This window comes from Microbulbifer sp. ARAS458-1 (assembly GCF_045348205.1).
Lineage (GTDB): Bacteria > Pseudomonadota > Gammaproteobacteria > Pseudomonadales > Cellvibrionaceae > Microbulbifer.
Genome location: NZ_CP155838.1, coordinates 1844776 through 1869006 on the forward strand (window position 1 = coordinate 1844776; position 24231 = coordinate 1869006).

20 protein-coding genes are annotated in these 24231 nt (G+C 58.0%); 11 read left to right on the plus strand and 9 right to left on the minus strand.

The genetic code is table 11. From position 1 onward, the window contains the following. Window positions 1-224 precede the first annotated feature (224 nt). On the minus strand, window positions 225-2822 hold the full coding sequence (gene leuS, locus AAFH99_RS07625; RefSeq protein ID WP_406829089.1) for a leucine--tRNA ligase: 2598 nt from the start codon (window positions 2820-2822) through the stop codon (window positions 225-227). Window positions 2823-2924: 102 nt separating this feature from the next. On the opposite strand from leuS, the gene AAFH99_RS07630 reads away from it, so the two are divergent. The 3 genes from AAFH99_RS07630 (at window position 2925) to AAFH99_RS07640 (ending at window position 4886) form a co-directional block, all read left to right on the plus strand. Next, window positions 2925-3407 carry a hypothetical protein gene (locus AAFH99_RS07630; RefSeq protein WP_043317281.1) on the plus strand — a complete coding sequence of 161 codons (483 nt, stop codon included), beginning with the start codon at window positions 2925-2927 and terminating at the stop codon, window positions 3405-3407. A gap of 93 nt (window positions 3408-3500) precedes the next feature. After that, window positions 3501-4283, plus strand: coding sequence for a YdcF family protein (locus AAFH99_RS07635; RefSeq protein WP_406829090.1), 783 nt, complete (start codon window positions 3501-3503; stop codon window positions 4281-4283). Between the two features lie 198 nt (window positions 4284-4481). Further along, complete coding sequence (locus AAFH99_RS07640) at window positions 4482-4886, plus strand: hypothetical protein (RefSeq protein WP_406829091.1); 405 nt, start codon at window positions 4482-4484, stop codon at window positions 4884-4886. A 32-nt stretch (window positions 4887-4918) separates the two neighbouring features. On the opposite strand, the gene AAFH99_RS07645 is transcribed toward AAFH99_RS07640, so the two are convergent. The 6 genes from AAFH99_RS07645 to miaB all read right to left on the minus strand — a co-directional run bounded on the left by AAFH99_RS07645 (window position 4919) and on the right by miaB (window position 12248). Further along, window positions 4919-5851 (minus strand): TIGR01777 family oxidoreductase, encoded by a 933-nt coding sequence (locus AAFH99_RS07645; protein WP_406829092.1) that lies wholly within the window; start codon window positions 5849-5851, stop codon window positions 4919-4921. A gap of 317 nt (window positions 5852-6168) precedes the next feature. Continuing rightward, window positions 6169-7770 (minus strand): apolipoprotein N-acyltransferase, encoded by a 1602-nt coding sequence (gene lnt / locus AAFH99_RS07650; protein ID WP_043317275.1) that lies wholly within the window; start codon window positions 7768-7770, stop codon window positions 6169-6171. After that, complete coding sequence (locus tag AAFH99_RS07655; protein WP_231491628.1) at window positions 7770-8666, minus strand: HlyC/CorC family transporter; 897 nt, start codon at window positions 8664-8666, stop codon at window positions 7770-7772. The genes lnt and AAFH99_RS07655 overlap by 1 nt, the downstream gene beginning before the upstream one ends. A 32-nt stretch (window positions 8667-8698) precedes the next feature. Next, complete coding sequence (ybeY, locus tag AAFH99_RS07660; RefSeq protein ID WP_051687083.1) at window positions 8699-9235, minus strand: rRNA maturation RNase YbeY; 537 nt, start codon at window positions 9233-9235, stop codon at window positions 8699-8701. 10 nt (window positions 9236-9245) lie between these two features. Further along, window positions 9246-10328, minus strand: a complete 1083-nt coding sequence (locus tag AAFH99_RS07665; protein ID WP_406829093.1) for a PhoH family protein — start codon at window positions 10326-10328, stop codon at window positions 9246-9248. A gap of 516 nt (window positions 10329-10844) precedes the next feature. Beyond that, window positions 10845-12248 carry a tRNA (N6-isopentenyl adenosine(37)-C2)-methylthiotransferase MiaB gene (miaB, locus tag AAFH99_RS07670; RefSeq protein ID WP_231491619.1) on the minus strand — a complete coding sequence of 468 codons (1404 nt, stop codon included), beginning with the start codon at window positions 12246-12248 and terminating at the stop codon, window positions 10845-10847. Window positions 12249-12440: 192 nt separating this feature from the next. On the opposite strand from miaB, the gene AAFH99_RS07675 reads away from it, so the two are divergent. The 7 genes from AAFH99_RS07675 to AAFH99_RS07705 all read left to right on the plus strand — a co-directional run bounded on the left by AAFH99_RS07675 (window position 12441) and on the right by AAFH99_RS07705 (window position 20285). Then, entirely contained in the window at window positions 12441-12773 is a 333-nt protein-coding gene (locus AAFH99_RS07675; protein ID WP_197023776.1) for a DUF1820 family protein, read from the plus strand. A 266-nt stretch (window positions 12774-13039) separates the two neighbouring features. After that, entirely contained in the window at window positions 13040-14413 is a 1374-nt protein-coding gene (locus AAFH99_RS07680; protein WP_043317273.1) for a hypothetical protein, read from the plus strand. A gap of 113 nt (window positions 14414-14526) precedes the next feature. Further along, a complete protein-coding gene (locus AAFH99_RS07685; RefSeq protein WP_043317271.1) occupies window positions 14527-15252 on the plus strand; it encodes a hypothetical protein in 726 nt (241 codons plus the stop codon). A 179-nt stretch (window positions 15253-15431) separates the two neighbouring features. Next, entirely contained in the window at window positions 15432-16223 is a 792-nt protein-coding gene (locus AAFH99_RS07690) for a UDP-2,3-diacylglucosamine diphosphatase (RefSeq protein ID WP_043317269.1), read from the plus strand. Continuing rightward, a complete protein-coding gene (locus AAFH99_RS07695) occupies window positions 16220-17896 on the plus strand; it encodes a lysophospholipid acyltransferase family protein (protein ID WP_406829094.1) in 1677 nt (558 codons plus the stop codon). Before AAFH99_RS07690 ends, AAFH99_RS07695 begins: the two co-directional genes overlap by 4 nt. A gap of 133 nt (window positions 17897-18029) precedes the next feature. Next, entirely contained in the window at window positions 18030-19484 is a 1455-nt protein-coding gene (locus AAFH99_RS07700) for a nodulation protein NfeD (RefSeq protein WP_043317264.1), read from the plus strand. Between the two features lie 30 nt (window positions 19485-19514). After that, entirely contained in the window at window positions 19515-20285 is a 771-nt protein-coding gene (locus AAFH99_RS07705; RefSeq protein WP_406829095.1) for a slipin family protein, read from the plus strand. A 319-nt stretch (window positions 20286-20604) separates the two neighbouring features. Here the strand turns inward: AAFH99_RS07705 and pgi are convergent, their stop codons facing one another. Beyond that, window positions 20605-22218 carry a glucose-6-phosphate isomerase gene (gene pgi, locus AAFH99_RS07710; protein WP_406829096.1) on the minus strand — a complete coding sequence of 538 codons (1614 nt, stop codon included), beginning with the start codon at window positions 22216-22218 and terminating at the stop codon, window positions 20605-20607. 245 nt (window positions 22219-22463) lie between these two features. Between pgi and AAFH99_RS07715 the strand changes: the two genes are divergently transcribed. Then, complete coding sequence (locus AAFH99_RS07715) at window positions 22464-22718, plus strand: hypothetical protein (protein WP_043317261.1); 255 nt, start codon at window positions 22464-22466, stop codon at window positions 22716-22718. Between the two features lie 446 nt (window positions 22719-23164). On the opposite strand, the gene AAFH99_RS07720 is transcribed toward AAFH99_RS07715, so the two are convergent. Then, window positions 23165-24223, minus strand: coding sequence for a DUF3549 family protein (locus AAFH99_RS07720; protein ID WP_406829097.1), 1059 nt, complete (start codon window positions 24221-24223; stop codon window positions 23165-23167). Between the last annotated feature and the right edge of the window lie 8 nt (window positions 24224-24231).

The following is a 24231-nucleotide window of genomic DNA, read 5'->3' on the forward strand; positions in this document are numbered from 1 at the left end:
CGGGTACAGGTTTTCAGGACCGCGGTAGACCCATCCCTGGGCGCTGCGACGCAAACATCCCGTTTGCGACGCTCCTGAAAACCTGTACCCGGCACCCGTCCTTCGCGTCTGATCATTGTACTTCGTGAGCAATGGTGGATGCGCTGCGCTTATCCACCCTACGTCGAGGTGCGGCCTTAATTTGTAGGGTGGATAAGCGGAGCGCATCCACCAATCCGGGCTATTTAGTTGGCGACGATGTTGACCAGCTTGCCTGGTACCACAATCACCTTGCGCACGGTTTTACCTTCGGTAAATTTCAGTACGTTCTCGTCTGCCAGCGCCATTTTTTCCAGGGTTTCTTTGTCGGCGTCTGCGGGTGCTTCGAGTTTTGCGCGCAGTTTGCCGTTGACCTGTACCACCAGGGTGATACTGGAGCGGACCAGGGCTTTCTCGTCCACTTTCGGCCAGGGAGCATCGACCAGTTCGCCGCTGTTGCCCAGCGCTTTCCATAGTTCGTGGCTGATGTGCGGGGTGACCGGGGCGAGGAGCATGACGGCGGCCTGCAGGGCTTCGCGTTCTACGGCGAGGCCGTTGGCGGAGTCGCGCTCTGCGGTTTTGGTGACTTCGTTCAGCAGTTCCATGACCGCGGCAACGGCGGTGTTGAAGGTCTGGCGGCGGCCGTAGTCGTCGCTGACTTTCTGGATGGTCTCGTGGGTTTTGCGGCGCAGCTGTTGTTGCTTGTCGCTCAGGTTGTTTACGTCAATCGCGCTGCTGCCGTCGCCGGCCTGGATATGGCCGTGGACGGTTTTCCACAGTTTGCGCAGGAAGCGGCTGGCGCCTTCCACGCCGGAGTCGTGCCATTCGAGGGTTTGCTCGGGGGGGGCGGCGAACATGGTGAACAGGCGTACGGTGTCGGCACCGTATTCCTCAACCGCAGCGTGGGGGTCGATGCCGTTGTTCTTGGACTTGGACATTTTCACTACGCCGCCGGCGATGACTTCTTCACCGGTGGCGCGCTCGATGGCTTTGATCGGCTTGCCCTTGTCGTCGCGCTCTACGTCGACGTCTGCAGGAGAGATCCAGGTTTTGTGGCCGTTGTCTTCTTTGTAGAAGGATTCGGCCAGTACCATGCCCTGGCACAGCAGGCGCTTGAAGGGCTCGTCGCTTTTTACCAGGCCTTCGTCGCGCATCAGTTTGTGGAAGAAGCGCGCGTACAGCAGATGCAGGATGGCGTGTTCGATGCCGCCCACGTACTGGTCCACCGGCAGCCAGTAGTTGGCGCGGTCCGGGTCGAGCATGCCTTCTTCGAAGTCGGGGCAGGTGTAGCGGGCGTAGTACCAGCTGGACTCCATGAAGGTGTCGAAGGTGTCGGTCTCACGCTCGACCGCTTCGCCGTTGTGTTCGTCTTTGCGCCACTCGGGGTCCGCCTTGATCGGGGAGGTGGTGCCGTCCAGGGTGACGTCTTCCGGCAGCAGGATCGGCAGTTTTTCCGCCGGTACCGGAATTTCGCCGCCGTCTGCCAGGTTGAACATGGGAATCGGTGCACCCCAGTAACGCTGGCGGGAGACACCCCAATCGCGCAGGCGGTAGTTGGTGGTGACGCGGCCCTTGCCGGCGGCTTCCAGACCGTCGGCGATGGCATTGAAGGCGGCGTCGAAGTCGAGGCCATCGAATCCGCCGGAATTCACCAGCACGCCTTTTTCGGTGAAGGCTTCTTTCTCCAGGTCGATGGATTCATCGCCGGTGGGGGCGATCACCTGCTTGATCGGCAGGTCGTATTTTTGGGCAAATTCCCAGTCGCGCTGGTCGTGGGCGGGTACCGCCATCACGGCGCCGGAGCCGTAATCCATCAGCACGTAGTTGGCGACCCACACGGGCACTTCTTCGCCGGTAAGCGGGTGGATGGCCTTGAGGCCGGTATCCATGCCTTTTTTGTCCATGGTGGCCATATCGGCCTCGGACAGGGACTGTTTTTTGCACTCGGCGATAAACGCCTTGAGCTCCGGATTCGATTCCGCCAGCTCCTGGGCGATCGGATGCTCCGCCGCCAGGGATACGTAGGTGACGCCCATGAGGGTGTCCGGGCGGGTGGTGTAGACGTCGAAGTGGTCGACACCGGCAATGGTTTTCGGCAGGGCGAAGGCCAGCTCGACCCCTTTGGATTTGCCGATCCAGTTGCGCTGCATGGTGCGCACCTGTTCCGGCCAGTCCGGCAGCTGGTCCAGATCCTTGAGCAGTTCTTCGGCGTAATCAGTGATCTTGATAAACCACTGGGGGATTTCCCGGCGTTCGACCAGGGCACCGGAGCGCCAGCCGCGGCCGTCTTCCACCTGTTCGTTGGCGAGAACGGTCTGATCTACCGGGTCCCAGTTCACCGTGGCCATCTTTTTGTACACCAGGCCTTTCTTGTACAGGCGGGTGAAGAACCACTGCTCCCACTTGTAATAGCTGGGCTGACAGGTGGCCAGTTCACGGGACCAGTCAAAGCCGAAGCCCAGAGACTTCAGCTGGCCTTTCATATAGTCGATATTGGAGTAGGTCCACTTGGCGGGCGCGGTCTTGTTCTGGATGGCGGCATTTTCCGCCGGCAGACCGAAGGCGTCCCAACCCATAGGGTGCAGCACGTTTTTGCCCTGCATACGCTGGTAGCGCGAGATCACGTCGGTGATGGTGTAGTTGCGCACGTGCCCCATATGCAGCTTGCCGCTGGGATAGGGGAACATGGATAGGCAGTAGAACTTGTCGCGGCTGGGGTCTTCCTTTACCTCGAAGCTTTTCTGCTCGGCCCAATGCTCCTGGGCGGCGGCTTCGACTGCGGAGGGGTTGTACTGCTCTTCCATCGGTGGGGAACCTATACTCTGTGACTCGATCTATTGGGATATTCGGACCGGCAACCGCCTGCGCGGTTCTGCCGGAAAACGGCGAATTATAGGAGGGATAGGGTGAGTAAGAAACCTAAACAGGCCCGCAAAGTCGCGAATCCCGATCTGCCGGGGGAGGATGGCAAGCTCTCCACCGAAACCAGGCGCGAGCTGGAAAAGCTGGTGGGTGAAGAGCTGGACGTGGAGAAGTTCACCGCGCGTAAGGCGGCTTTCCTCAATGCCTGGATCAAAGATGACGTCCACCGCGCGGAGCACTATCTGCAGGACCTGGGAGGGGAACTGCTGACCCAAGAGGAGCGAGTGGGAGATTGGCTGCTGGATGCCGCTGACCCCACCAAGACCGTATGGCCAGCGGTAATGGGTTGTATCAAGCGCGGTGAGCCCTGGGCGCTGGCCGGAGAAAACGTTGGCGAGGGCGAGGAGCTCCAGTGCCTGGCCTGTGGTTACCGGGCACTACCGGACACCGGTACCGAGGTGACCCCATGCCACCGCTGTGGCTATGGCTGTTTCCGGCAAATTGTCGATGGGGCAAATCACCCATAGCTCTGCGGCAAGCGAATCTGCACCCGCAGCGGGGTCTATCTCGAGCCCATAGCGTATATCTTTTCCCTGAAACGGATCGCAGGCGAACCCAATATGGAACTGCAGACTGCACTCACGACTCTGGTAATGCCGCCATTCGCGCCCCTGGCCGGGATGTTGCTGGCCCTGGCTTTCTGGTTTTTCCCATCCTCTTCCCCGGTTGCCAAGCTGTCATTCCCTCTGGCTATCCTGTGCTTTATCTCGCTGTGGATATGCGCGACGCCGGCCTTCTCCGGCTGGCTTGGCGAACGATTGGTCAAGCAAATGCCGGAGGTACCGGAAATGGAGCCTGCGGCCGTGGTCATTCTTGGTGGAGGGCGATACCGGGATTGGGAAAGCGGGGACGAGCGCCTGTCCGCGGCGAGCCTTGAGCGGGTTACCCGGGCGGTGGCGGAGGCTCCAACCAAGCTACCGATCCTGGTAACTGGTGGGCGTGTGTTTGATCAAGAAACCCTGCCGGAATCAGATCTGATGGCCGCTGCATTGGAAACGTTGTTCGATCGCAGTGTTACCTGGCGCGAGAATTGCAGTCGCAACACGGCGGAGAATGCTTCTAATTCGGCGGCACTTCTTCACGATTCGGGAGTCGAAAGCGTACTTCTGGTGACTCACTGGTGGCATATGCCCCGCGCTGCAGAAACCTTTGCACGCGCCGGGCTGCAGGTGCAGCCACTGGCCGTAGGGAGCCCCGCAGAGTTGCTGCCCAGGGGCGAGAGCGGTTTGCTGCGCTGGTTGCCCAGTGCTGCAGCATTGGTGCGCAGCCAGGTGTACTGGCGTGAATTACTGGGGCTGCAGTGGTATCGCTGGCGGTCGCTGCCTGCGCGCAGACAGTGTTGAATTGAGTGGTATGACCCTGACGGGTTGACTGGAAAGGAACTGCGAGTTTTGGATCGCTGGTGAGGTTGCCGGTAGTTTCAGATAAAACTAATATGGCTGCCTTCGCCACTGTCCCCGAGGATACCCCGCGCGGGAATCGGGCAGTGGCTGTTCAGGCTACCCAGCGAATAACAACAAAAAAGATTGAGGTACGGATTGATGTCAGAATTTCCTGCGTCATTTTCCCCTATTCAGTTGCACAATCGACTGAATCGCCCGGTGTGGGTGGGTTTCAAAATGGCTCGCCGGGGCAGTCGGCAACTGGTGATGTTGTCCGCAGGCGCGGAAAGTGGTGCCAAACTCAGTAAAAATTTCGAAACGTTTGTTGGCCAAATTGTGCGCGAGTTCAAGTTGGACCCCGAACACACCGATTTTGTCGAGTTGCGTCGGGAAAAGGCGGGCGGAGAGGGTGCTACCGGCAGCGCAGACGCCCACAGCTGGTTTCGCTGGCACGCCCAGTGGGTGGGTTCTGCACCAATGGAGTGCAAGGCCGATCCGGTGACGTCTGAGTCTGCGCGCAGCTACCTCGACGAAGTTCTGGTGCAAAGTAACGCCGCGGCGTAAGTAATTTTCTACACCCCGAATCTAGACCCCAATCAATGCCCTCGCGATGAAGCCTGGGCACTGCCATTACTCCCCGCTGGGGCCAGCAGGTCTTCCAGGGCTTTTTCCAGAGTGGGATACTGGAAGCTGTAGCCGCTATCCAGTGCGGTGCGCGGCTCCATGCGCTGGCTTGCCAGTAACAACTCCTCGGCCATTTCTCCAAACAGGATTTTCAACATCCAGGCGGGTGTGCGCATCAGACATGGTCGATGTAACTGTTTTGCCAGTAATCGCGAGAAGCTGTTGTTGGTGACCGGCTCCGGTGCGCAGGCGTTGAAGGGCACACACAATTGACGGTCGATGGCGTGAAGCATCAGGCCGACGATATCCGCCTCGTGAATCCAGCTCATCCACTGCTCGCCGCAACTCATGGGGCCGCCGAGACCGGCTTTGAATGCGGGCAACATCTGTTTCAGAGCGCCCCCCTCGGTCGACAGTACGATGGCGGTGCGCATGGTGCCCACACAGATACCGGCCTGCTGTAGTGGATCTGTGGCCGCCTCCCAGTCGCGGCAGAGCTCAGCGGCGAAGCCACCTCCCGGACCACTGTTTTCCTTGAGCAGATCGCCACCCCGGTCACCGTAGTAGCCCACCGCGGAGCCGGAGAGCACATACCTGGGCCGGCGTGGTTGAGAAAGAATCCAGCGCACCAGCTCGGCGGTGGTGTCGAGGCGGGAGCGGCGGATTTCCTGTTTACGGGCTTCGCTCCAGCGCTTGGAAATGGGCTCACCCGCCAGATTCACCACGAGATCCACCGGGTTCTGTATCTGCTGTAGTTCGCGCACCGCATGCGCCGCCTCTCCGCACTGGCGGTGTACCTTGGCCGGGGTGCGACTGAGAACGGTGAGTTGGTGGCCTCGCTCCAGCCATTTCGCGCAGAATTGGCGGCCGATCAGGCCGGTGCCGCCGGTAATCAAGCAATGCATAAATCTGGCATCCATGCCGCACTATGTCTGCCAGCGCCAGCTAGAGGTTGCCGCGCCGGGAAAAGATCTGTGCAGTTAAAAAGTGCAAATTTTTTCGTATCCGTTTACGCCGGTGGCATTTCGTGTGCCTGAGGCGGACGGGAGGGCGCCGGCAATATGCCAGGCCAGCGGGCGTGATACCCGGTAAATATCTCACGATAATAGCAGTCGCAAGGTCGCTTGCCGCGGATTCCCGGGGAATATTGGGTTCAGAGGAGAAACCCGGCGGCAAACGGGCGCATTTGCCGCCGGCGAATCGGTAGAGCGGTGTGAATAGGTCAGTCAGGCGCGCCGCTAAGCGTGCCTTCACCGTCTGTGGCGACGTCCTCAGTGGGCGCTACCGAACGGCGTTGCAGCAGTGCCGCGGCCAATAGCATCAGCGCGGACAGCGTCAGTAGGCCCCAAACGCCTAGCACCATAAAGGGTGTGAGACCGCTGCGAGCCTGTACCTCGCCGATAAGAGTGGCCTGTTCAAACTGTGGTAATTGCTCGGTGATGCTGCCGTCGGGGGCGACGATGGCAGTGACACCGGTATTGGTACCGCGTACCAGGTAGCGGCGGGTCTCCAGTGCGCGCATCTGCGCCATCTGCATATGTTGCAGGGGACCGATAGATTTTCCGAACCAGGCATCATTGCTCAGAGTGAGTAGAACCTGCGCGTCACCACTGCTTTGGGATACCAGTTGTGGGTAAACGATTTCGTAGCAGATCAGCGGTGCCCAGCTGAGCCCGCCCGCGTTCAGCGGTGCCTGGCCTTCGGGGCCGGGGCGGATAAACGACGTTGGCAGATTAAAAAATTCGATGGTGCCGCGAATCCAGTCTTCCAGCGGTACATATTCACCAAATGGTACAAGGTGGCGTTTGTGGTAAAGCTGCTGCTCACTGCCGAACACGGCTGCCGAGTTGTGCACTACACGGCGGTAGTCCCTCTCGGTGTCGTAGAGGATGCCTGTGATCAGATCGGTTTCGGCGTCCCGTGCATTGCCCTGTAATGCTTCCATCAGATTGGGTGCATGATGGTACAGCAGCGGCAGTGCCGCTTCCGGCCAGATCACCAGATCTACGCCCTGTTGGTGCAGGGTTTCTGTCGCGGCCTGGTAACGTCGAATCGTCTCACCGCGAAATTCCGGCTTCCACTTTTTGTCCTGTGGAATATTGGCCTGAACAAGCCCAACGGTGCGAGAGTCTTCGCCGGGCGTTGTCCATTCGGAGTTCTTGAGCAACAGGCCAGCGGGCCAGATCAGGGTTGCAGTCACTCCGAGAGCTATTACTGCAGGAGATTTCCACGGGTTCGCGCCGAACGCTCGGCGTGCGAGCAGCGCGAATACCGCACAGGTAAACGCCAACAACAGGCCGATACCGTACACACTCAGAACCGGCGCCCAACCGGCGAGCCAGGTGTGGATATGTCCGTAACCGGCAAACAGCCAGGGAAAGCCGGTAAACATCCAGGTGCGGAACCACTCGCTGATAAACCAGAGTGCGGCAAAGGCGAGGGCAAAGGAAACCGGGTTTGCGCGGAAGCGCGCGAGTAAAATAAACGGCAGGGCAAACAGCACCGCCATAATACCGACAAAGGCACCGGTAAGAATCACCCCGAGCAGTGGAGATGAGTTACCGAAGTCGGTGATGGAGACATACACCCAGGAGCCGCCGGTGGCGAACAGGCCAAAGCCGTAACACAGTGCCCGCCAAAAGGTCTGTCTGCCGCCAAGTGTCGGTGCCTGTTTTCCGGGAGCCAGCAACCAGGCAAACAGGCCGATGGAAAGCAGGCTGCACCACCAGAGGTTGTAAGGCGCAAAGGAAAGCGTAAGCAGGCCGCCCGCGATCAGGGCGGCCATTGAGGGCAAAGCCCTCGAGAAGAGCAGAGAATTACGCATCAACCATCTTCTTCTGCGGGCCTGTCGAACCGACTAACGCGCAGCAGGTGAATCTGCCGGTTGTCGGCGTAGAGGACGCGGAATTTGAATTCCCCGAGTTTGGTCATTTCATCGCGCCCCGGCAGGTGGCCGAAGGACTGCATGATCAGACCGCCGATGGTGTCGAACTCTTCATCGCTGAATTCGACCTCGAAGTATTCGTTGAAATCCTCGATGGGGGTGAGCGCTTTCACCACAAAGTCGTTGTCGCTCACTTTGCGGATAAAGCTATCCGCTTCTTCCTCGTCGGTCTCGTCTTCGATCTCGCCGACGATTTCTTCGAGAATATCTTCAATGGTCACCACGCCCGAGACACCACCATACTCGTCGATTACGACAGCCATGTGATAGCGGTTCTCGCGGAACTCCCGCAGCAGGATATTCAGGCGTTTGCTTTCGGGAATGATATTGGCGGGGCGGATATGTTCTTCCAGGCGGAAATCGTCCACGCCTTTCAGTACCAGCGGCAGTAGGTCTTTGGCCAGCAGGATTCCGCGGATATCGTCGATGCTCTCGCCCACCACCGGGAAACGGGAGTGGCCGGATTCGATGATTTTGGGGAGGAAGTCTTTGGGGCAGTCCTCGATGCTGACCACCACCATCTGCGAGCGCGGAATCATGATCTCCCGCACCTGTTGGCTGGATACATCCAGCGCGCCCTCGATGATAGACAGGGCTTCGGCATCGACCACCTTGTTTTCGGCGGCGTCCTTGATGATGTCCAGCAGTTCATCGCGGGATTTGGGTTCTTGTGAGAAGGCACCCAGTATTTTCTCCAACCAGTTTTTCTCCCCCGATCGGGGGCGGTTGGAAGAGGAGCTACTTGGGGGTTCGTCGGTGGTCATGGATGTGGCCATACTCCGCGTTACTCGTCGGTTCCGTTGTTCATTTATTCGGCCCGCGCATCGTGCGCCGGCGCGTCAGTCGATTCTTCTGCGGGCAAATAAGGGTCTTTGATTCCCAGGCTGCCCAGTATCCGGGTTTCCAGATTTTCCATGATCTCGGCCTCATCGTCCTCGATATGGTCGTAACCCAGAAGATGCAGTGTGCCATGGACCACCATGTGTGCCCAGTGTGCGGACAGGGCTTTGTGCTGCTGTTCCGCTTCCCGCGCCACTACCTGCGCACAGATCACCAGGTCGCCGAGCAGCGGCAGACCCAGCTCCGGCGGGATGTCCGCAGGGAAAGAAAGCACATTGGTGGGTTTGTCTTTGCCGCGATACTGGCCGTTCAGGGCCTGGCTCTCGTCCTCGTCGACGATGCGCAGGGAGATCTCGGCTTCGGGGCGATGCTCGCCCACCGCCGCCGTCGCCCACAGGGCAAGATCAGCATCAGAGGGGAGTGGGGAGCAGGAGGTGGCCCGCTGCACATCCAGGTGGACGTCAGCGGGCGAGCGCGACTGGCTCTCGGAAAGATTGGCGTTCATGGGCGCGGCCTCAGGCCGCATCTTCTCCAGCGCGGCCGGCGGCTTGCAGTGCGGCGGCCTTGCGCGCCGCGCGCTCGGCTTCCTGCTGCGCTTCCACTTCCGCCTCGTGTTCGCCGTAGGCCTCCACGATCCGTTGCACTAACGGGTGGCGCACCACGTCTTTGGCGCCGAAGTGGGTGAAGCTGATGCCGTTGACGTTGCTCAGCACTTCAATCGCGTGTTTGAGGCCGGAGGCCTGGCCGCGGGGCAGGTCGATCTGGCTGGGGTCACCGGTAATCACCGCGGTGGATCCGAAGCCGATCCGGGTCAGGAACATCTTCATCTGCTCGCGGGTGGTGTTCTGGCTCTCGTCGAGAATCACAAACGCGTTGTTCAGGGTGCGGCCGCGCATATAGGCCAGCGGGGCCACCTCGATCACATTGCGCTCGATCAGCTTGCCTACGGTCTCGAAACCGAGCATTTCATACAGGGCGTCGTACAGGGGGCGCAGGTAGGGGTCGACCTTCTGGCTCAGGTCACCGGGCAGAAAGCCCAGTTTCTCGCCGGCTTCCACCGCCGGGCGAACCAGCAGGATGCGCTCCACGGAGTCCTTGAGCAGGGCTTCTACGGCGCAGGCCACCGCCAGATAGGTTTTACCGGTACCGGCGGGGCCAATACCGAAGTTGATATCGTTGGTCTGAACCGCGCGTACATATTTGCGCTGGTTGATTCCGCGCGGGCGTACGGAACACTTTTTGGTGCGGATCAGTACAACCTGGTCGTCCTCACCTTCCTGGATCTGCTGTTTCCCATTGGTCAGCTCTTCGACGCCGGACTCCTGCAGAGCAAGATGGATCTGCTCCGGGGTCACTTCGTCATTGGCTCCGGCTTCCTGGTACAGGTTATTGAGAATCTCACCGGCGGCGCGGGCGGACTTGGCGTCTCCATAAAAAGCAAACTGATTACCGCGATTGCGGATTTCGATATCCAGTCGCTGTTCTATCTGGCGTAGGTGTTGATCGAATTGGCCGCAGAGGTTGGCCAGGCGGCGAGCGTCGTTGGGCTCAAGGGTGATGCTGTGAGCGAGGGCTTGCGTTTCCAAATTGGTTTCCATGCACCTTTTGTCTGATGGTTCAGTCTGTAGGTTATACCCATTTCGCCAATATGGGAAAGGCCGGTTTGTGACGAATGGGTTCTAACCGGTCCGGTGGCTTATAACAGGGGAGTATGAAGGTTTGAGGTCGCTTCGGGAATTCGGTACTTCGTAGTGGGCTGTGGTGCTTCGTAGGTGGTGGTGTGGCGGCCCCGCTACCGATAGCCCTTTGTGAGACACGCCGTGAACCCATCCCTGGGGGCTCTTCCGCGAGGTCCCTCTCGCGGAAGGTCTCACAAAGGGCTATCGGTATCGGCGCCTTAACCCCGAGTTCCCAGTATTTTCGCCCCTGAACAGGTCGAAAATCACAGTTGTCAAAAGCTAAGGCGCTGATGTCGGGATTCGTTTCCGGGACCGTACGCGGCCATGGATGGCCGTGTCCGAGCGCACATGGATGTGCTTGTAGCGTGTCCCGGAAACGAATCCCGACAGCAGGGCCGCCTCGGGGCCTACTAATCGGTTGCCCCGAAGGTTAAATCAGCTCAGCGGCCCATCCAGCTCAGAAGCCACCAGAGTTCCGCGCAGGGAGTTCGGCAGTGCTTCTTCAATCAGCACATCGGCAAACTTACCGATCAGCTCCAACTGGTCACAACGGAAATTGACCACACGGTTGTTTTCGGTCCGGCCCTGCAACTGGCCCGGGTCTTTCTTGGAGACGCCGCTGACCAGAACGCGCTCCACGTTCCCCACCATGCGACGCGCGATTTCCCGGGCCTGCTGGTTGATACGGTGTTGCAGCAGTTGCAGACGCTGTTTCTTCACCTCTTCCGGGGTGTCGTCCGGCAGATCCGCCGCCGGGGTACCCGGGCGGGCGGAGTAAATGAAGCTGAAGGAAATATCGAAACCCACATCCTGAATCAGCTTCATGGTGGCCTCGAAGTCGCGCTCGGTCTCACCGGGGAAGCCGATAATGAAATCGGACGACAGGCAGATATCCGGGCGGATCGCCTTCAGGCGGCGAATCTTGGACTTGTACTCGAGCGCCGTGTGGCCGCGCTTCATCGCCATCAGGATGCGGTCGGAACCGCTCTGAACCGGCAGGTGCAGGTGGTTTACCAGCTCCGGTACTTCCGCGTACACATCGATCAGCGCATCGGAAAACTCCACCGGGTGCGAGGTGGTGTAGCGGATGCGGTCGATGCCGTCGATGGCGGCAACGTAGGTGATCAGCTCGGCAAAATCCACGATCTGGCCGTCTTCGCCGGGCGCGCGGTAAGCGTTTACGTTCTGGCCCAGTAGGTTTACCTCACGGACCCCCTGGTCTGCCAGGTGCGCCACTTCTGCCAGCACGTCCGCTACCGGACGGCTCACTTCCTCACCACGGGTGTAGGGCACCACGCAGAAGGTGCAGTACTTGGAGCAGCCTTCCATGATTGAAACGAAGGCGCTTACCCCGTCCGCTTCCGGCTGCGGCAGGCGGTCGAATTTTTCGATTTCCGGGAAAGACACGTCGACAACGATGGCACCGCTCTGCTGTTTCTTGGTTTCCATCATCTCCGGCAGTCGGTGCAGGGTCTGCGGACCGAATACCAGGTCTACATAAGGGGCGCGCTTGGCAATGGCCTCCCCCTCCTGGCTTGCCACACAGCCGCCAACCCCGATCACCAGGTCCGGATTCTTTTCTTTCAGGTGCTTCCAGCGGCCCAGTTGGTGGAACAATTTTTCCTGTGCCTTCTCTCGGATAGAACAAGTATTTACCAGCAGCACGTCCGCGTCTTCCGGGTCGTCGGTGGGCACCATCTGGTGGGATTCGCCCAGCAGGTCCCGCATGCGCGCAGAATCGTACTCATTCATCTGGCAGCCGTGGGTCTTGATAAAGAGCTTCTTCACCGGTTTTTCGGTCGGTTCGGAGGACTTCTCGGGGGACATCTCAATAGACATGTTGGGCCTGGTTAAAAACTGGTCAGTTCAAAAGGTGGGGCATTATACCGGCCGCGTTTGGGGCTGCATAGACGGGGGTTGGATCCAGTGGTACCCTTCCGCGCTTTTCGTGGCTGAGGCCACCCGCACACTAGAATTCACGGGGCTTTCGCAATTTCCCTTGTACATTTCCGCCCCCTCATTGAGCGATCTATGGCAAACCCAATCTACAAAGTCATTTTCCACAATCAGAACCAGGTGTTCGAGCTCTACGCGCGTGCCATCTACCAGAGTGAGATGTACGGCTTTATCGAAGTGGAAGAGTTCGTTTTTGGGGAGAAGTCCCAGCTGGTGGTGGATCCCAGTGAAGAAAAGCTGAAGACCGAGTTTTCATCAGTGAAGCGTTCCTATATCCCCATGCACAGCATTGTGCGTATCGACGAGGTGGAGAAAGAGGGCGTAGGCAAGGTGCACGAGGTGAAGGGCGACAAGGTGGCACAGTTCCCGTTTCCGGCACCCATGCGACACCCGACAGATTCCGACTGAGTGGAATCAATCGAGAATGTGAAAACGGGCCAATTGGCCCGTTTTTTTTATGTTCGGAGTTTATGGTCCGCGCGCCGCGGCAAAAAGGGAAATGGCGGCCCGTGGGTAGAGAGGCGCGCCAAGGTGGGGAAATTCTGGCGTGACAATTTCTTTTTAAGGGCCATTTGTCGCATCGACGGTGTCGGCGAAACACTGCCAGCTATGCTGAAAAAGGGAGTGACTCCTCCCGAAAACCTAAAATGTAGTGGAAGTTTTTAGGTGACAGCATGACCTCTATTCCGGCCACCAAAGCCGCCATCACCGCCCTCAAAATCGAACAGCGCGTCGAGCGCGACGTGAAAGCGGGTATCCCTGAAGTTGATCGACGCAACCATACCGAAAGCGAAGAGAGCATGCGCTCTTATGTGGTGCGGGAGATTATCGGCAGGGTACACGCAAATCGTCAGCGCGAGCTGGACAGGGAACTGGCCGATCGCAGCGCAGTGGATATCCGGCAACTGCATCAGGAATTGAAAAATACCGAATCGCTGGTGGAGAAGACGGTCGCCGGCCGCCTGGCAAATCTGGTGAGCGGACTCAAGCAGCGCGCGCAGGAGTATTCCGCGCAGCGTATGGATCTGGAAATGTTCCGCCAGCGCAATGGGCTTACCCGAGAGGCGGTATACCGTGAATCCAGGATTCTGCACCTCTCGGTGATCTTTTTTATCGTCATCATGGAAACGGTACTGAACGCGTTTTTTCTGTCTAAGGGTAGTGAGCTTGGTCTGGTAGGTGGCTTCTTCCAGGCATTTATCATCTCCATGATCAATCTCGGTTTTGCCGTGTTCCTTGCGTTTTCTCTGCGTCACTGTTTTCACCATAACCCGGCAAGAAAGTTCTGTGCCGGCACACTGTTTGTGGGCGTACTGTTTGCCGCCGCGATCTTTGTGCTCAGTGTGGGGCATTACCGCGAGGCGCTGGAGACCAATCCGTTTGCGGCCTCCCAGATGGCGATGACCACTTTACTGGCGCAACCGCTGGGCATTCAGGATTTCAATTCCTGGATTATGGTGGTGGTCAGTGGCATCGCGGTGATTCTATTGACAGCAAAATTCTTTGTGGTGGATGACCGCTACCCTGGTTACACCGCAATCACCCGACGGGTAAAGCAGCAACAGCAGGCGTGGCGCGAGGCCCATGAAGACGCCATTGAAAGTGTGAACGAGATGGCGGAGGACATTCAGGAAACCATCTCCGATACGGAAAAAACCATTCGCGCCCAGTTTATCCAGTTCAAGGCCAGTATCGAGCGTAGCGAAGAAATTCATCGCCACTATCACGAAGACATCGTAAAGGCACAGGGGCTTCTGGATGAGTTGGTGCGGTACTATCAATCCTACTCTGCTCGCATGATGAACCGGCGCTCTGCCTACTTTGGCGAGCTGTTGCGCTTCGAATTGGACAAGCTGCCGCAGCTGAATACCACAGGGCTGGAACAGCATAAGCGTGACCTCATTACCTTTGAGGCGGTCATGGAAGAGCTTGACCAGAGCTATTGCGATGCGGTGGATGTGGTTAATTGTCGTTGTGAGGCCATTCAGGCGTCCCTGGGGGCGCTGGTGGATAAACTGGAACTGGACAACGGTTTGCGGAGAGCGTGATGGGAGGCTTTCACCGTCGCCGCTCTTGTCGCTCACCCGGTCGTTCGCTCAGCCGGGCTCGCCCCTGGCGACGATTGTCCAGGGAAGACAAAAGAGGCACGCTGATTTTTGCCTTGGGAGCGCTGATCCTGGCAGCGCTGGTGGTGTTTGCGCTGCAGGTGGTGCGCTCGCCAGCGCGGGATTTCGATAAGGTCACCCTGTGCAATCCGCACCTTCCGCGCTTTGCCCAGCACCTTGTGGTTATCGACGCTTCCGACACGCTTTCGGCGCACCAGACCCACTTCCTCAAAACACATTTGTCGGGCTTGCTGGAGTCGGCGGCGGTCAACGATCGTTTTTCCATATTCGTGCTGGACGATCATTACAACGGGTTGTCGGAGCCGGTAATCAATCTGTGCAAGCCGCACTCCGGGGAAGACGTCAGTGCGCTGACGGCGAACCAGCAGTTTGTGCAGGCATTGTATAAACAGCGCTTTGAGCAGCCCCTGGATCACGCTATCGGCCGCGCGGTATCCGGTGGCGAGCAACCGGTCTCTCCCATCTACGAGGCGCTATCCGATGTGGTGGCGCTCAATCATCTGGACCCGGCCGCTGAGAACGTCCATCTCACTATTGTCAGCGATATGATTCAGAATTCTCGCGCCGGTTCGGTCTTCAAGCGGGGATCGGCGGCGATCGATCAACTGCCACTGATCGACCTGCGGCGGGCCCGCACCCGCGTTTACTGGCTGGACCGGGAGAAGTACCAGCGCTACCAGACCGCCGAACTGGAGGCCAGTTGGCAGGATTATCTGGGTAGTGTATCGCGGCTGGAAACCATTCAGCGGGTGCGCAACTGATGGTGGAAACCATACTGTTATTCCCCAAAAAATCACTTTTCGTCACTATTTTCCTCCTTGTGGCCGGTTTGCAATAGAAGCTTCAAGAAACAGCCGCCGGTTTGTAAGAAAACTCAAGCAAAGTTTTATCCCATCTGATGTGGTCCAAACCCTTGATGGAATCTGGATGGAACTTGCCAATGAGTAATCGATATCGCGCACTGTGGATTTCTGACGTTCACCTGGGCAGCCGGGATAGCGAGCCACAGAGGCTGGCGGATTTCCTGGCCCAGAACACCGCAGATACCGTGTACCTGGTGGGCGATATTTTCGATATGAAGGCCATGTCCCAGGGGAAGGGCAGCTGGTGCAAGGCTTCCAGTATGTTGCTGGAGATGCTCTCAGACCTCAGTACCCGTGTGCCGGAAATCATCTATGTCCCCGGTAACCACGATGCGCCCATGCGCAGCTGGGCTGGCAAGCGTCTTGGCAATATCCGGGTTGAACGCGAGTGGACGCATACCAGTGCGGATGGCAAGCGCTACTGGGTGACCCACGGCGATCAGTTTGAACACCACATCGAAATCAATCCTGTCAGCTACCACATCGGTGACCAGAGCTACTACCTGATGTTGCGGATCAACCGCTGGATCAATTACTGGCGCAGCCGGTTCGATAAGCCCTGGTGGTCTCTGGCCAATCACGTAAAAAATCGTGTGAATGCGGCTCGACGGATGATGAACAAATTTGAGGAGGTGGCCATTCGCGAAACCGGTCGTCGCGGTTTCGACGGCGTTATCTGTGGGCACATCCATCGTGCGGGTATTCGTCACAGCGCTGCGAAAGACAGCGCGGTAACTTATGCCAACTGCGGAGACTGGGTCGACTCCATGACCGCCATTGTGGAAGAAAAAAGTGGCGCCCTAAGCGTACTGCACTGGCACCGGACGCCGAAGATTGCGCGCATCATGACAGAGGCGGTAGCCGCATGATTCAGCTAGAAAACCTGTTGCAAAAAAACCCTTGGTATAGTGCTGCGCCGAAGAGTCCAGCACGCCGCCTGGTATCTGCCACGGTAAAGAAAATCTGTTGTGAGCAGCAGTTGCAGCAATTCGGCAAGAACTTCCCGCATCTTGGTGGCCTGGATTTTATCCGACAGGTATTCCGCTCCTTTGATTTCCATTACGACGTCAATCTGGCGGAACTGGAGCGGATACCCACGTCTGGCCCGTTGGTGATAGTGTCCAACCACCCACTGGGCAGTCTCGATGGGCTCGCGCTGATCGATATGGTGGCGCGGGTACGCAAAGATGTGAAAGCAGTGGCCAGCCAGTTGCTGTGGAATATTGAACCCCTGCGTGGCTATCTACTGCCGGTGGATAACTTTAACGGTCGCACCCGCCGTGAAGACGTTGAAGGTATTTACAGCCATCTGCGCGCCGGCGGAGTGATCATCGTATTCCCAGCAGGAGAGGTGTCGCGGCTGACTCCTCAGGGTGTGCGGGATGGCCGCTGGAACCCCGGGTTTATCCGCTTTGCGGACAAGACCGGTGCGCCAATTCTGCCGGTACAGGTACGCGGGCGAAATTCCCTGTGGTGGTATGGTCTGTCGATGGTGAACAAGCCCCTGTCGACGCTGTGGCTGATTCGCGAAATGTTCAAGCAGGTCAGCAAAGGGATTGATATCCGCATTGGCACACCGGTAACCCCGGAGCACTATCGAGACTGGCCTATGGCGCCCCGCGCACAGGCCAAGCTGTGGAAAAAACAGGTCTACCGCCTGCACAAAAACCCCCAGGGATTGGCGCCGGAGCCAATCGCCGGAGCGGAAGCCGCTCCCGAAGTGGCGGTGGTACTGGGCGACTGTGAGACGCTGGTGGCACAGAGTGAGTTTGAGGTAAAACTCTACCGCCAGCGTCCGGATTGCCCGGTGATGCGGGAGCTGTCCCGTCTACGGGAGATCGCCTTCCGCGCGGTGGGCGAGGGTACCGGCAACAGCCGCGACTGGGATGCGTTTGACGCCTGGTACGATCACCTGTTGCTTTGGGACAAAGAGCGCCAGCAAATAGCCGGCGCTTATCGCCTGGTAAGTACCGATGGTCTCACCGCAGACAAGATATACAGCACCACCCTGTTCAACTATTCCCGTTCGCCGGAAGAGTGCCTGCCGGCATCGGCGGAGCTGGGGCGCAGCTTCCTGCTGCCGGAGTATTGGCGCAGCCGTGGCCTGGATCTATTGTGGTGTGGTATCGGCCAGTGGATACTGCGCAATGACCGCCGCTACCTGTTTGGCCCGGTTTCCATGCCCGGTAATTTCTCCCGCCGAGCCAAGTCTGCCATCGTGCGTTATTTCCTCCACCACTTCGCAACCCAGCAGCCCATGGGTAACGCGCGTTTGCCGTTTGTCGAAGCCCGAGCGGACCTACCGGAGCTCAACGGTGATGCCAATGAGGACATGCTGCAGCTGAAGCAGATTCTGAAAGAGGAGGGCGTTGTTCTACCGCCACTTTTCAAGAAATACACCGCGGTGACCAGCCCCGGCGGCACCAGTTTTCATGCGTTCAATATTGACCCGGATTTCTGCGACTCGGTGGATGGCCTGGTGGTGGTGGACCTGGAAAAAATGGATTCCAAGTTTGCCAGGCGGTACTTGGCAGCAAATTAAGTGCCCACATCTTAGAGCGCGGCACGCTGGTTCTGAATAGTCGCTTATTTGCAACCGGCGCGCCTTTCCCTGTCTTCTTCCTCAATTCTGTTACGCTTGTGTTTCCTGTTCTTTCGCACCCGGGATAACACTTATGCAACAGTGGTGTTCGAAAGTAGTAACCGCCTGCCTGCTGCTGATTCTGGCGCAGGTGTTTTCCCATTCTGGTTTTTCCCAAGTGGAGCAGGAGGGGGAAGATTCCGCGCCGTCGGAAGTGCAGAATCAGCCCCATATCGCGCAGCTTTCCATCAATGGCCCGATCGGGCCTGCGACCACCGATTATCTGATTCGCACCAGCGAGAGCGCCCGGGAAGCGGGAGCGCGCTTGTTTATCGTAAATATGGATACCCCGGGCGGGCTGGATGCGGCCACGCGGGATATTATTCAGCATATTCTTGCCTCTGAGGTTCCCTACGTCACTTACGTCACGCCCGCCGGTGCCCGGGCCGCCAGCGCCGGCACCTATATTCTCTATGCCAGTCATGTGGCGGCGATGACACCGTCGACAACCCTGGGTGCGGCGACACCGGTACAGATTGGCGGTATGCCCGGACAGCAGGAGCCTCCGCAGAGATCGCCCGACAAATCGGCGGATGATAAAAGCGATGAAAAACAATCGGGCGGGAGCGATGAAAGTGATGCGGAAACGGGGGCGATAAAATCCGGTAGCGCTATGGAGCGCAAAGTTATTAACGACTCCGTGGCCTATATCCGCGGTCTGGCTCATCGTCACGGACGCAATGCGGACTGGGCGGAAAAAGCCGTGCGCGATGCCGCAACACTGACCGCCAAGGAGGCATTGGCGGACAACGTCATCGATGTGGTGGCCGAAAACCAGCAACGGTTGATTAAACAACTGCCCAATCGTGAAATCCTATTGAATGGCAGCAAGCAACAGATCGCCAGCACGATCAATGAGCTACCGGTAGTCGCTTACGAGCCCGATTGGCGCAATGAGCTTTTGTCATTGATAACCAACCCACAGATCGCCTATATCCTCCTGTTGATCGGAATTTACGGTCTTATTTTTGAAGGCTACAGCCCCGGCGCCATCGTACCCGGCGTTGTCGGTGTGATCTGTTTGTTACTGGCGTTTTATGCGTTACAGGTCCTACCGATCAACTACGTAGGGTTGGCGCTGATTATCGTGGGTGCGCTGTTGATCGCGGCGGAGCTGTTTGTACCGAGCTTTGGCGCACTGGGTATTGGTGGGGTTGTTGCCCTGGTGATTGGCTCGGTCATGCTGATCGACAGCGATGTGCCGGGCATGCAGGTTTCCAAGGCATTGATCGGCTCCATTGCTGCGGTCAGTGGATTGGGGCTTCTGGGTTTACTGTACGCCGTGGGTCATAGTCTGCGGAAGCCCAAGGTGGCCGCGAACAAGGCCATGGTGGGGCGAACCGCGGTGGTGATCGAAGTGGAACCGGAGTTATTGGTAAAAATCGACGGCGAAATCTGGCGGGCCCACTGTGACAATCTATTGACCGAAGGGCAGCTGGTGACGGTCACCGCGGAGCATGGATTGAACCTTCGGGTTCAACCGGAATAGCCATTTACAAGGCGAAAAAGGAGCATTCTTATGATCAGTTATTTTGCCAGCCTGTTGATTCTGGCGGTTGTGCTGATAGTCATGTACGCGATCCGCATCCTGCGGGAGTACGAGCGTGCGGTGGTGTTCTTTCTCGGGCGTTTCCAGGCGGTAAAGGGGCCGGGGCTGATCATTATCATTCCGGTGCTCCAGACGATGGAGCGGGTGGACCTGCGTGTGGTAGTGATGGATGTGCCCACTCAGGATGTGATCAGCCGGGATAATGTGTCGGTCAAAGTGAATGCGGTGGTGTACTACCGGGTAATCGATCCACAGTCGGCAATCATCAATGTGGAAAACTACCACGAGGCGGTAAGCCAGTTATCCCAGACCACGATGCGCTCTGTGTTGGGTAAGCACGAGTTGGATGAGATGCTATCCGAACGCGACAAGCTCAATGTGGATATTCAGAAAATCCTCGATGAGCAGACCGATGCCTGGGGCGTAAAGGTCACCAATGTGGAAATTAAGCACATTGATCTGGATGAGAGCATGATCCGTGCAATCGCCCAGCAGGCGGAAGCGGAGCGTTCACGGCGGGCGAAGGTGATTCATGCCGAGGGTGAGGCGCAGGCGGCACGGAAGCTCACTGAGGCGGCGGATCAGCTTTCCAAGAACTCGAACGCTATTACGCTGCGATACATGCAAACTCTAATTGATATTGCTGGGGAGCAGAACTCTACGATTGTGTTCCCACTGCCGATGGATTTGATTAAGCCGTTACTTGATCAAGGGGCGAAGCGTGGTGGTCCCACTAGCTAGTTAAGTGGCGGCGGAGCACCGGGTGCGGGTTTTCAGGACCGCTGTGAACCCATCCCTGGGCGCTCCTGAAAACCCGCACCCGGCACTCCACCTTAAATTCGAAGTGTGTGGCCTAGCTCAAACTGAGGGGTAACGTCTTTTGGGGTGGAGCACGTAGTGAGATGCGAAGGCAAAGTGCTGGGTATCTGTTTTCAAAAGCGTCGGCAACAGGGATGTTGCCGACGCAGCGTACAGGGATGTATTCACAGCGGTTTTGAAAACAGATACCCAGTGCTTTGCCGCCACAGGGTCGCCTAAGTGATTACCACCAAACTACGCGTTACTTGAGAAGCAGCTTCAGTAGATGGGCCGTAGAGCCATCCCAATCCTCTGGGATATCCCCATCAATGGCCGCGTGCACACCATTGCCCAGCACCTTGCCTAATTCCACGCCCCACTGATCAAACGGATTGATGTCTAACAGACAGCCAAAGGTAAACACCTTGTGCTCGTAGAGCGCCAGCAGGCTACCCAGGTGGAACGGATCCAGCTTTTCCACCACCAGGGTATTGCTCGGGCGGTTGCCCGGCACCACCTTGTGGGGGGCCAGTTGATGCACCTCTTTGTGGGTATGGCCCGAGGCCTCCAGCTCCTTGCGGGCCTCCGCCAGGGACTTACCCTTGAGTAGTGCCTGGCTCTGGCTCAGGCAGCAGGACAACAGCCACTGGTGCTGTTCTTTCAGTTCAGACGTCGGTTCCTTGATGGCAATAAAGTCCGCTGGAATCATATCCGTGCCCTGGTGCAGCAACTGGTGGAAAGAGTGCTGGCCGTTACTGCCCTCGGCACCCCAGATCACCGCGCCGCTCGGATAGGGCAAGTGCTCGCCACCGCGGGTCACGCTTTTGCCCAGGCTCTCCATATCCAATTGCTGCAGCCACGCCGGAAACTTGGCCAGGCGCTGGGCATAGGGGAGAACCGCGAGGCTGCTGGCCCCCCAGCACTGGCGGTACCAGAAATGAATCAGCGCCATCAGCACCGGCAGATTCTGCGCGAACTGCGCCTCCGCGAAGTGACGGTCCATGGCGTTGGCACCTTCCAACAGCTCGCTGTACACCTCAAACCCGCAGGCCAGGGCGACAGGCAATCCGATGGCGGACCAGAGTGAGTAGCGGCCACCCACCCAGTCCCACATGGGGAAAATATTCTGTGCGGCGATGCCGAAGTCCTGGGCCGCGACGATATTGCTGCTCACCGCGACAAAGTGTTTTTCCAGATCGGACTCTGCACACCCGGCGTCGAGCACCCACTGGCGTGCTGAAAGTGCGTTCTGGCGGGTTTCGAGGGTGGAGAAGGACTTAGAGGCGACGATAAACAGCGTCTCGTCTGCGGGCAGGGGAGCGATGGTGTCGCTCAGGTCGGCGCCGTCGATGTTCGCCACAAAGTGCACCGTCAGCTCGGGGTTGTGCCAGGGGCGCAGTGCTTCCCACACCATGCGCGGCCCCAAGTCGGAACCGCCGATACCAATATTGACCACGTGGCGGATACGCTTGCCGCTAAAGCCGGTCCAGGTGCCGCTGTGAATCTGTTCGGCGAACTGGGCCATCTGCGCGCGGCAGTCGGCCACTGCCTGCTCATGCTCGGACTTGGGCTCGCCCTGAAAGCGCAGGGCGGTGTGCAGGGCCGGGCGGTGTTCTGTGTTGTTGATGTTGGTGCCGGCGAACAGGGCGCCGATGCGGTTTTTGAGTTGTGCGGTAGTTGTGTAGTCCAGAAGCTGTTGCAGTGTGTCTGTGCTCAGCAGGTTCTTGCTGTAGTCCAGATAAATACCCGCAGCTTCTGCGCAGAAGGTTTGCGCCCGCTCTGCATCAGTGGCAAACAGGTCGCGCAATGACCAACGCTGCTGGTCCTTGTGTTGTTGCAGAGAGGCAATGGCGGCAGACAGGGGGAGAGCATCCATGGTCATTAGTTCTTCGCTGAAAAAAAATTTATGTTCGGCAGGAAAACTGCTGATATTAGCGACAAATACGCAGTGCGGCCAGTGTGATGCCAATCGGTTTTGCGTGTGCAATTACGGTGCAGCAAAACAGCCACAAGTTACAGAGCGGTCGACCGATAACTGAGTCGATGCGTTGTGGTTGAGCCGCGTGAGAAGAGGGAAGCCGGAGCTTGCAGAGCGGAATGGAATAAATCTCGGAGGGCAGAATGCAAAATGCCGCTTCGAAAAGCGGCATTTGCATGAACCTGTCTGAGAGCGGTTATTTAACCACTTTCATGCAGCGAACATTATCGGATGCCATCCAGCAATCCGCGTCCGCAGGACAAGCCATGGAGGTCGGAATTTGCTCTGATCCTGGAGGGCAGGCGGCCGGCATCGGAGCCGGTGCACAACAACCTGCGAGGACCAGTGCACAAATAATTCCGGTTAAGTACTTGGCTGGAGTGAAATTCATCCCCTAACTCCTTTCCGTTGATGTTAGTCAATAGCATAGACAATAAAACGTCACCTGTTTGGTGTGCTTTGTAAAAATCTTTTCTACAAACATACCGCCCAATGGAGTGTAATAGGCGCGCGGTTAAAATAGCCGCCACAGGTGAATTCAGGATAAAAACGCCGCCAGTTTGTCGTCCCTGTGGGCCTGAATTTAAAGGGTTAAACGCCAAATTGCGTTTAGCAGCCGCTCTGCGGTGCAGCAGAGTGGGTATTATTTTTTTTCAGTAAAGTGAAAAAGAATTTTTTTTCCTTCTTTGCTGTGATGTAGCGAAGAAGGCGGCGCCAGAAATTGAAAAATGGCCGGGAAAATGCAGATAAAAGCTCGTAGATTTACGCGCATTTTTTTATACGCGTAAATCGGGAGGTGTCAGTGGGGCACTTTTTTGCGGAATAAAAGTGAAGCGGTGGCGGCTCAGGTACCGGATTGCAAGAAGCGACCGAAAGAGACAGCCACCGATTCCTGGCGCTGCGGGTGGCGCAAAACACCCAGCAGCACGTTGCGCAGTTGGGGAAGAAACAGCAAATCGGTCAGCAGCAGATTGAAGGTTTCCTGGGGCTGGCTCGCGCTGAGACGCTCCAGCCAGCTTTTTGCCAGGCCCGGTTCCATAAGGTCGTCACTGCAGCGACTGCCAATAGCCGCAAGCACTTCTGGTTGAGTGGCGGCACCAGCGGGATCCTGCTCTAGGAGCCATGTCAGAAATTGTCGCCGCATACCCGCTGCCGTGCTGTGTGATACGCCGCGAATAACGGCGATTACCAGGGTGAAATCCGGAGATGCAGATTCAAGGGATTGCCGGGCGCGGGTAATCAGGGGGCCTGTCAGCTGGTGGTCAATGGCCTCGCTCTCCAGGCACTGGCACAGAGAAATGAGAGCCGGCGCGGCAAAGCGGGGTAGATTCACTGCCAGATTGTCCTGCTCCTTACCCCAGCGCACCGCCAGATCCGCCAGACCTTGTAGAGCCAGTTGCTCCCAGGGAAACGCGGCCGGATCCTTGGCGTACGCCCTGGCGGCGGGGTAGTGGTCGCTGGCAGGGCGTCCCAGCAGCTTCGCCGCTTGCGCGTGGAAAACCGCACGCTTGTCCGCGGCGGGTGTAAACATCAGTCCGCTGTGTTCCAGCGCCTGCTGCAGGGCCTTGGCCGGGGCTGGGGCGCCCTGTTGCTGCGGTATGAGCGCCTGCTGCAGCTCCCGTAAAAAGCGGTCGCGGATCGGCAGGAGTAACTTTCCCTGCTCATCCAGCGGGAGGCGCAGGAACCACACTGCGGGTTCTGCAGCACTTTCCTTGTCGGTTTCCCGTGGGGTCAAGAGCAGACCACACCAGGCGTGACGCAAATAGGGGTGGGGCCACGGGGCGGCGCCGTTTTCAAATTCTTGCGCGGACTTTCTGGAAACCGGGCGCACACGGCGCCCCAGGTCGAACCAGCGCAGATCAAAGTCCGCGTCGGTAATCAGGTCGGTTAAGGTGTTGGCCATTGGGTACG

Bases quoted from the DNA above. Each gene is read 5' to 3' on its own strand.
- AAFH99_RS07665 (WP_406829093.1), bottom strand. From the start codon at position 10,328: ATGGAAACCAATTTGGAAACGCAAGCCCTCGCTCACAGCATCACCCTT.
- AAFH99_RS07640 (WP_406829091.1), top strand. From the start codon at position 4,482: ATGTCAGAATTTCCTGCGTCATTTTCCCCTATTCAGTTGCACAATCGA.
- pgi (WP_406829096.1), bottom strand. From the start codon at position 22,218: ATGGATGCTCTCCCCCTGTCTGCCGCCATTGCCTCTCTGCAACAACAC.
- AAFH99_RS07695 (WP_406829094.1), top strand. From the start codon at position 16,220: ATGATTCAGCTAGAAAACCTGTTGCAAAAAAACCCTTGGTATAGTGCT.
- AAFH99_RS07705 (WP_406829095.1), top strand. From the start codon at position 19,515: ATGATCAGTTATTTTGCCAGCCTGTTGATTCTGGCGGTTGTGCTGATA.
- AAFH99_RS07635 (WP_406829090.1), top strand. From the start codon at position 3,501: ATGGAACTGCAGACTGCACTCACGACTCTGGTAATGCCGCCATTCGCG.
- AAFH99_RS07655 (WP_231491628.1), bottom strand. From the start codon at position 8,666: ATGGCCACATCCATGACCACCGACGAACCCCCAAGTAGCTCCTCTTCC.
- AAFH99_RS07720 (WP_406829097.1), bottom strand. From the start codon at position 24,223: ATGGCCAACACCTTAACCGACCTGATTACCGACGCGGACTTTGATCTG.
- AAFH99_RS07680 (WP_043317273.1), top strand. From the start codon at position 13,040: ATGACCTCTATTCCGGCCACCAAAGCCGCCATCACCGCCCTCAAAATC.
- AAFH99_RS07645 (WP_406829092.1), bottom strand. From the start codon at position 5,851: ATGCATTGCTTGATTACCGGCGGCACCGGCCTGATCGGCCGCCAATTC.
- ybeY (WP_051687083.1), bottom strand. From the start codon at position 9,235: ATGAACGCCAATCTTTCCGAGAGCCAGTCGCGCTCGCCCGCTGACGTC.
- lnt (WP_043317275.1), bottom strand. From the start codon at position 7,770: ATGCGTAATTCTCTGCTCTTCTCGAGGGCTTTGCCCTCAATGGCCGCC.
- AAFH99_RS07700 (WP_043317264.1), top strand. From the start codon at position 18,030: ATGCAACAGTGGTGTTCGAAAGTAGTAACCGCCTGCCTGCTGCTGATT.
- leuS (WP_406829089.1), bottom strand. From the start codon at position 2,822: ATGGAAGAGCAGTACAACCCCTCCGCAGTCGAAGCCGCCGCCCAGGAG.
- miaB (WP_231491619.1), bottom strand. From the start codon at position 12,248: ATGTCTATTGAGATGTCCCCCGAGAAGTCCTCCGAACCGACCGAAAAA.
- AAFH99_RS07675 (WP_197023776.1), top strand. From the start codon at position 12,441: ATGGCAAACCCAATCTACAAAGTCATTTTCCACAATCAGAACCAGGTG.
- AAFH99_RS07715 (WP_043317261.1), top strand. From the start codon at position 22,464: ATGCAAAATGCCGCTTCGAAAAGCGGCATTTGCATGAACCTGTCTGAG.
- AAFH99_RS07690 (WP_043317269.1), top strand. From the start codon at position 15,432: ATGAGTAATCGATATCGCGCACTGTGGATTTCTGACGTTCACCTGGGC.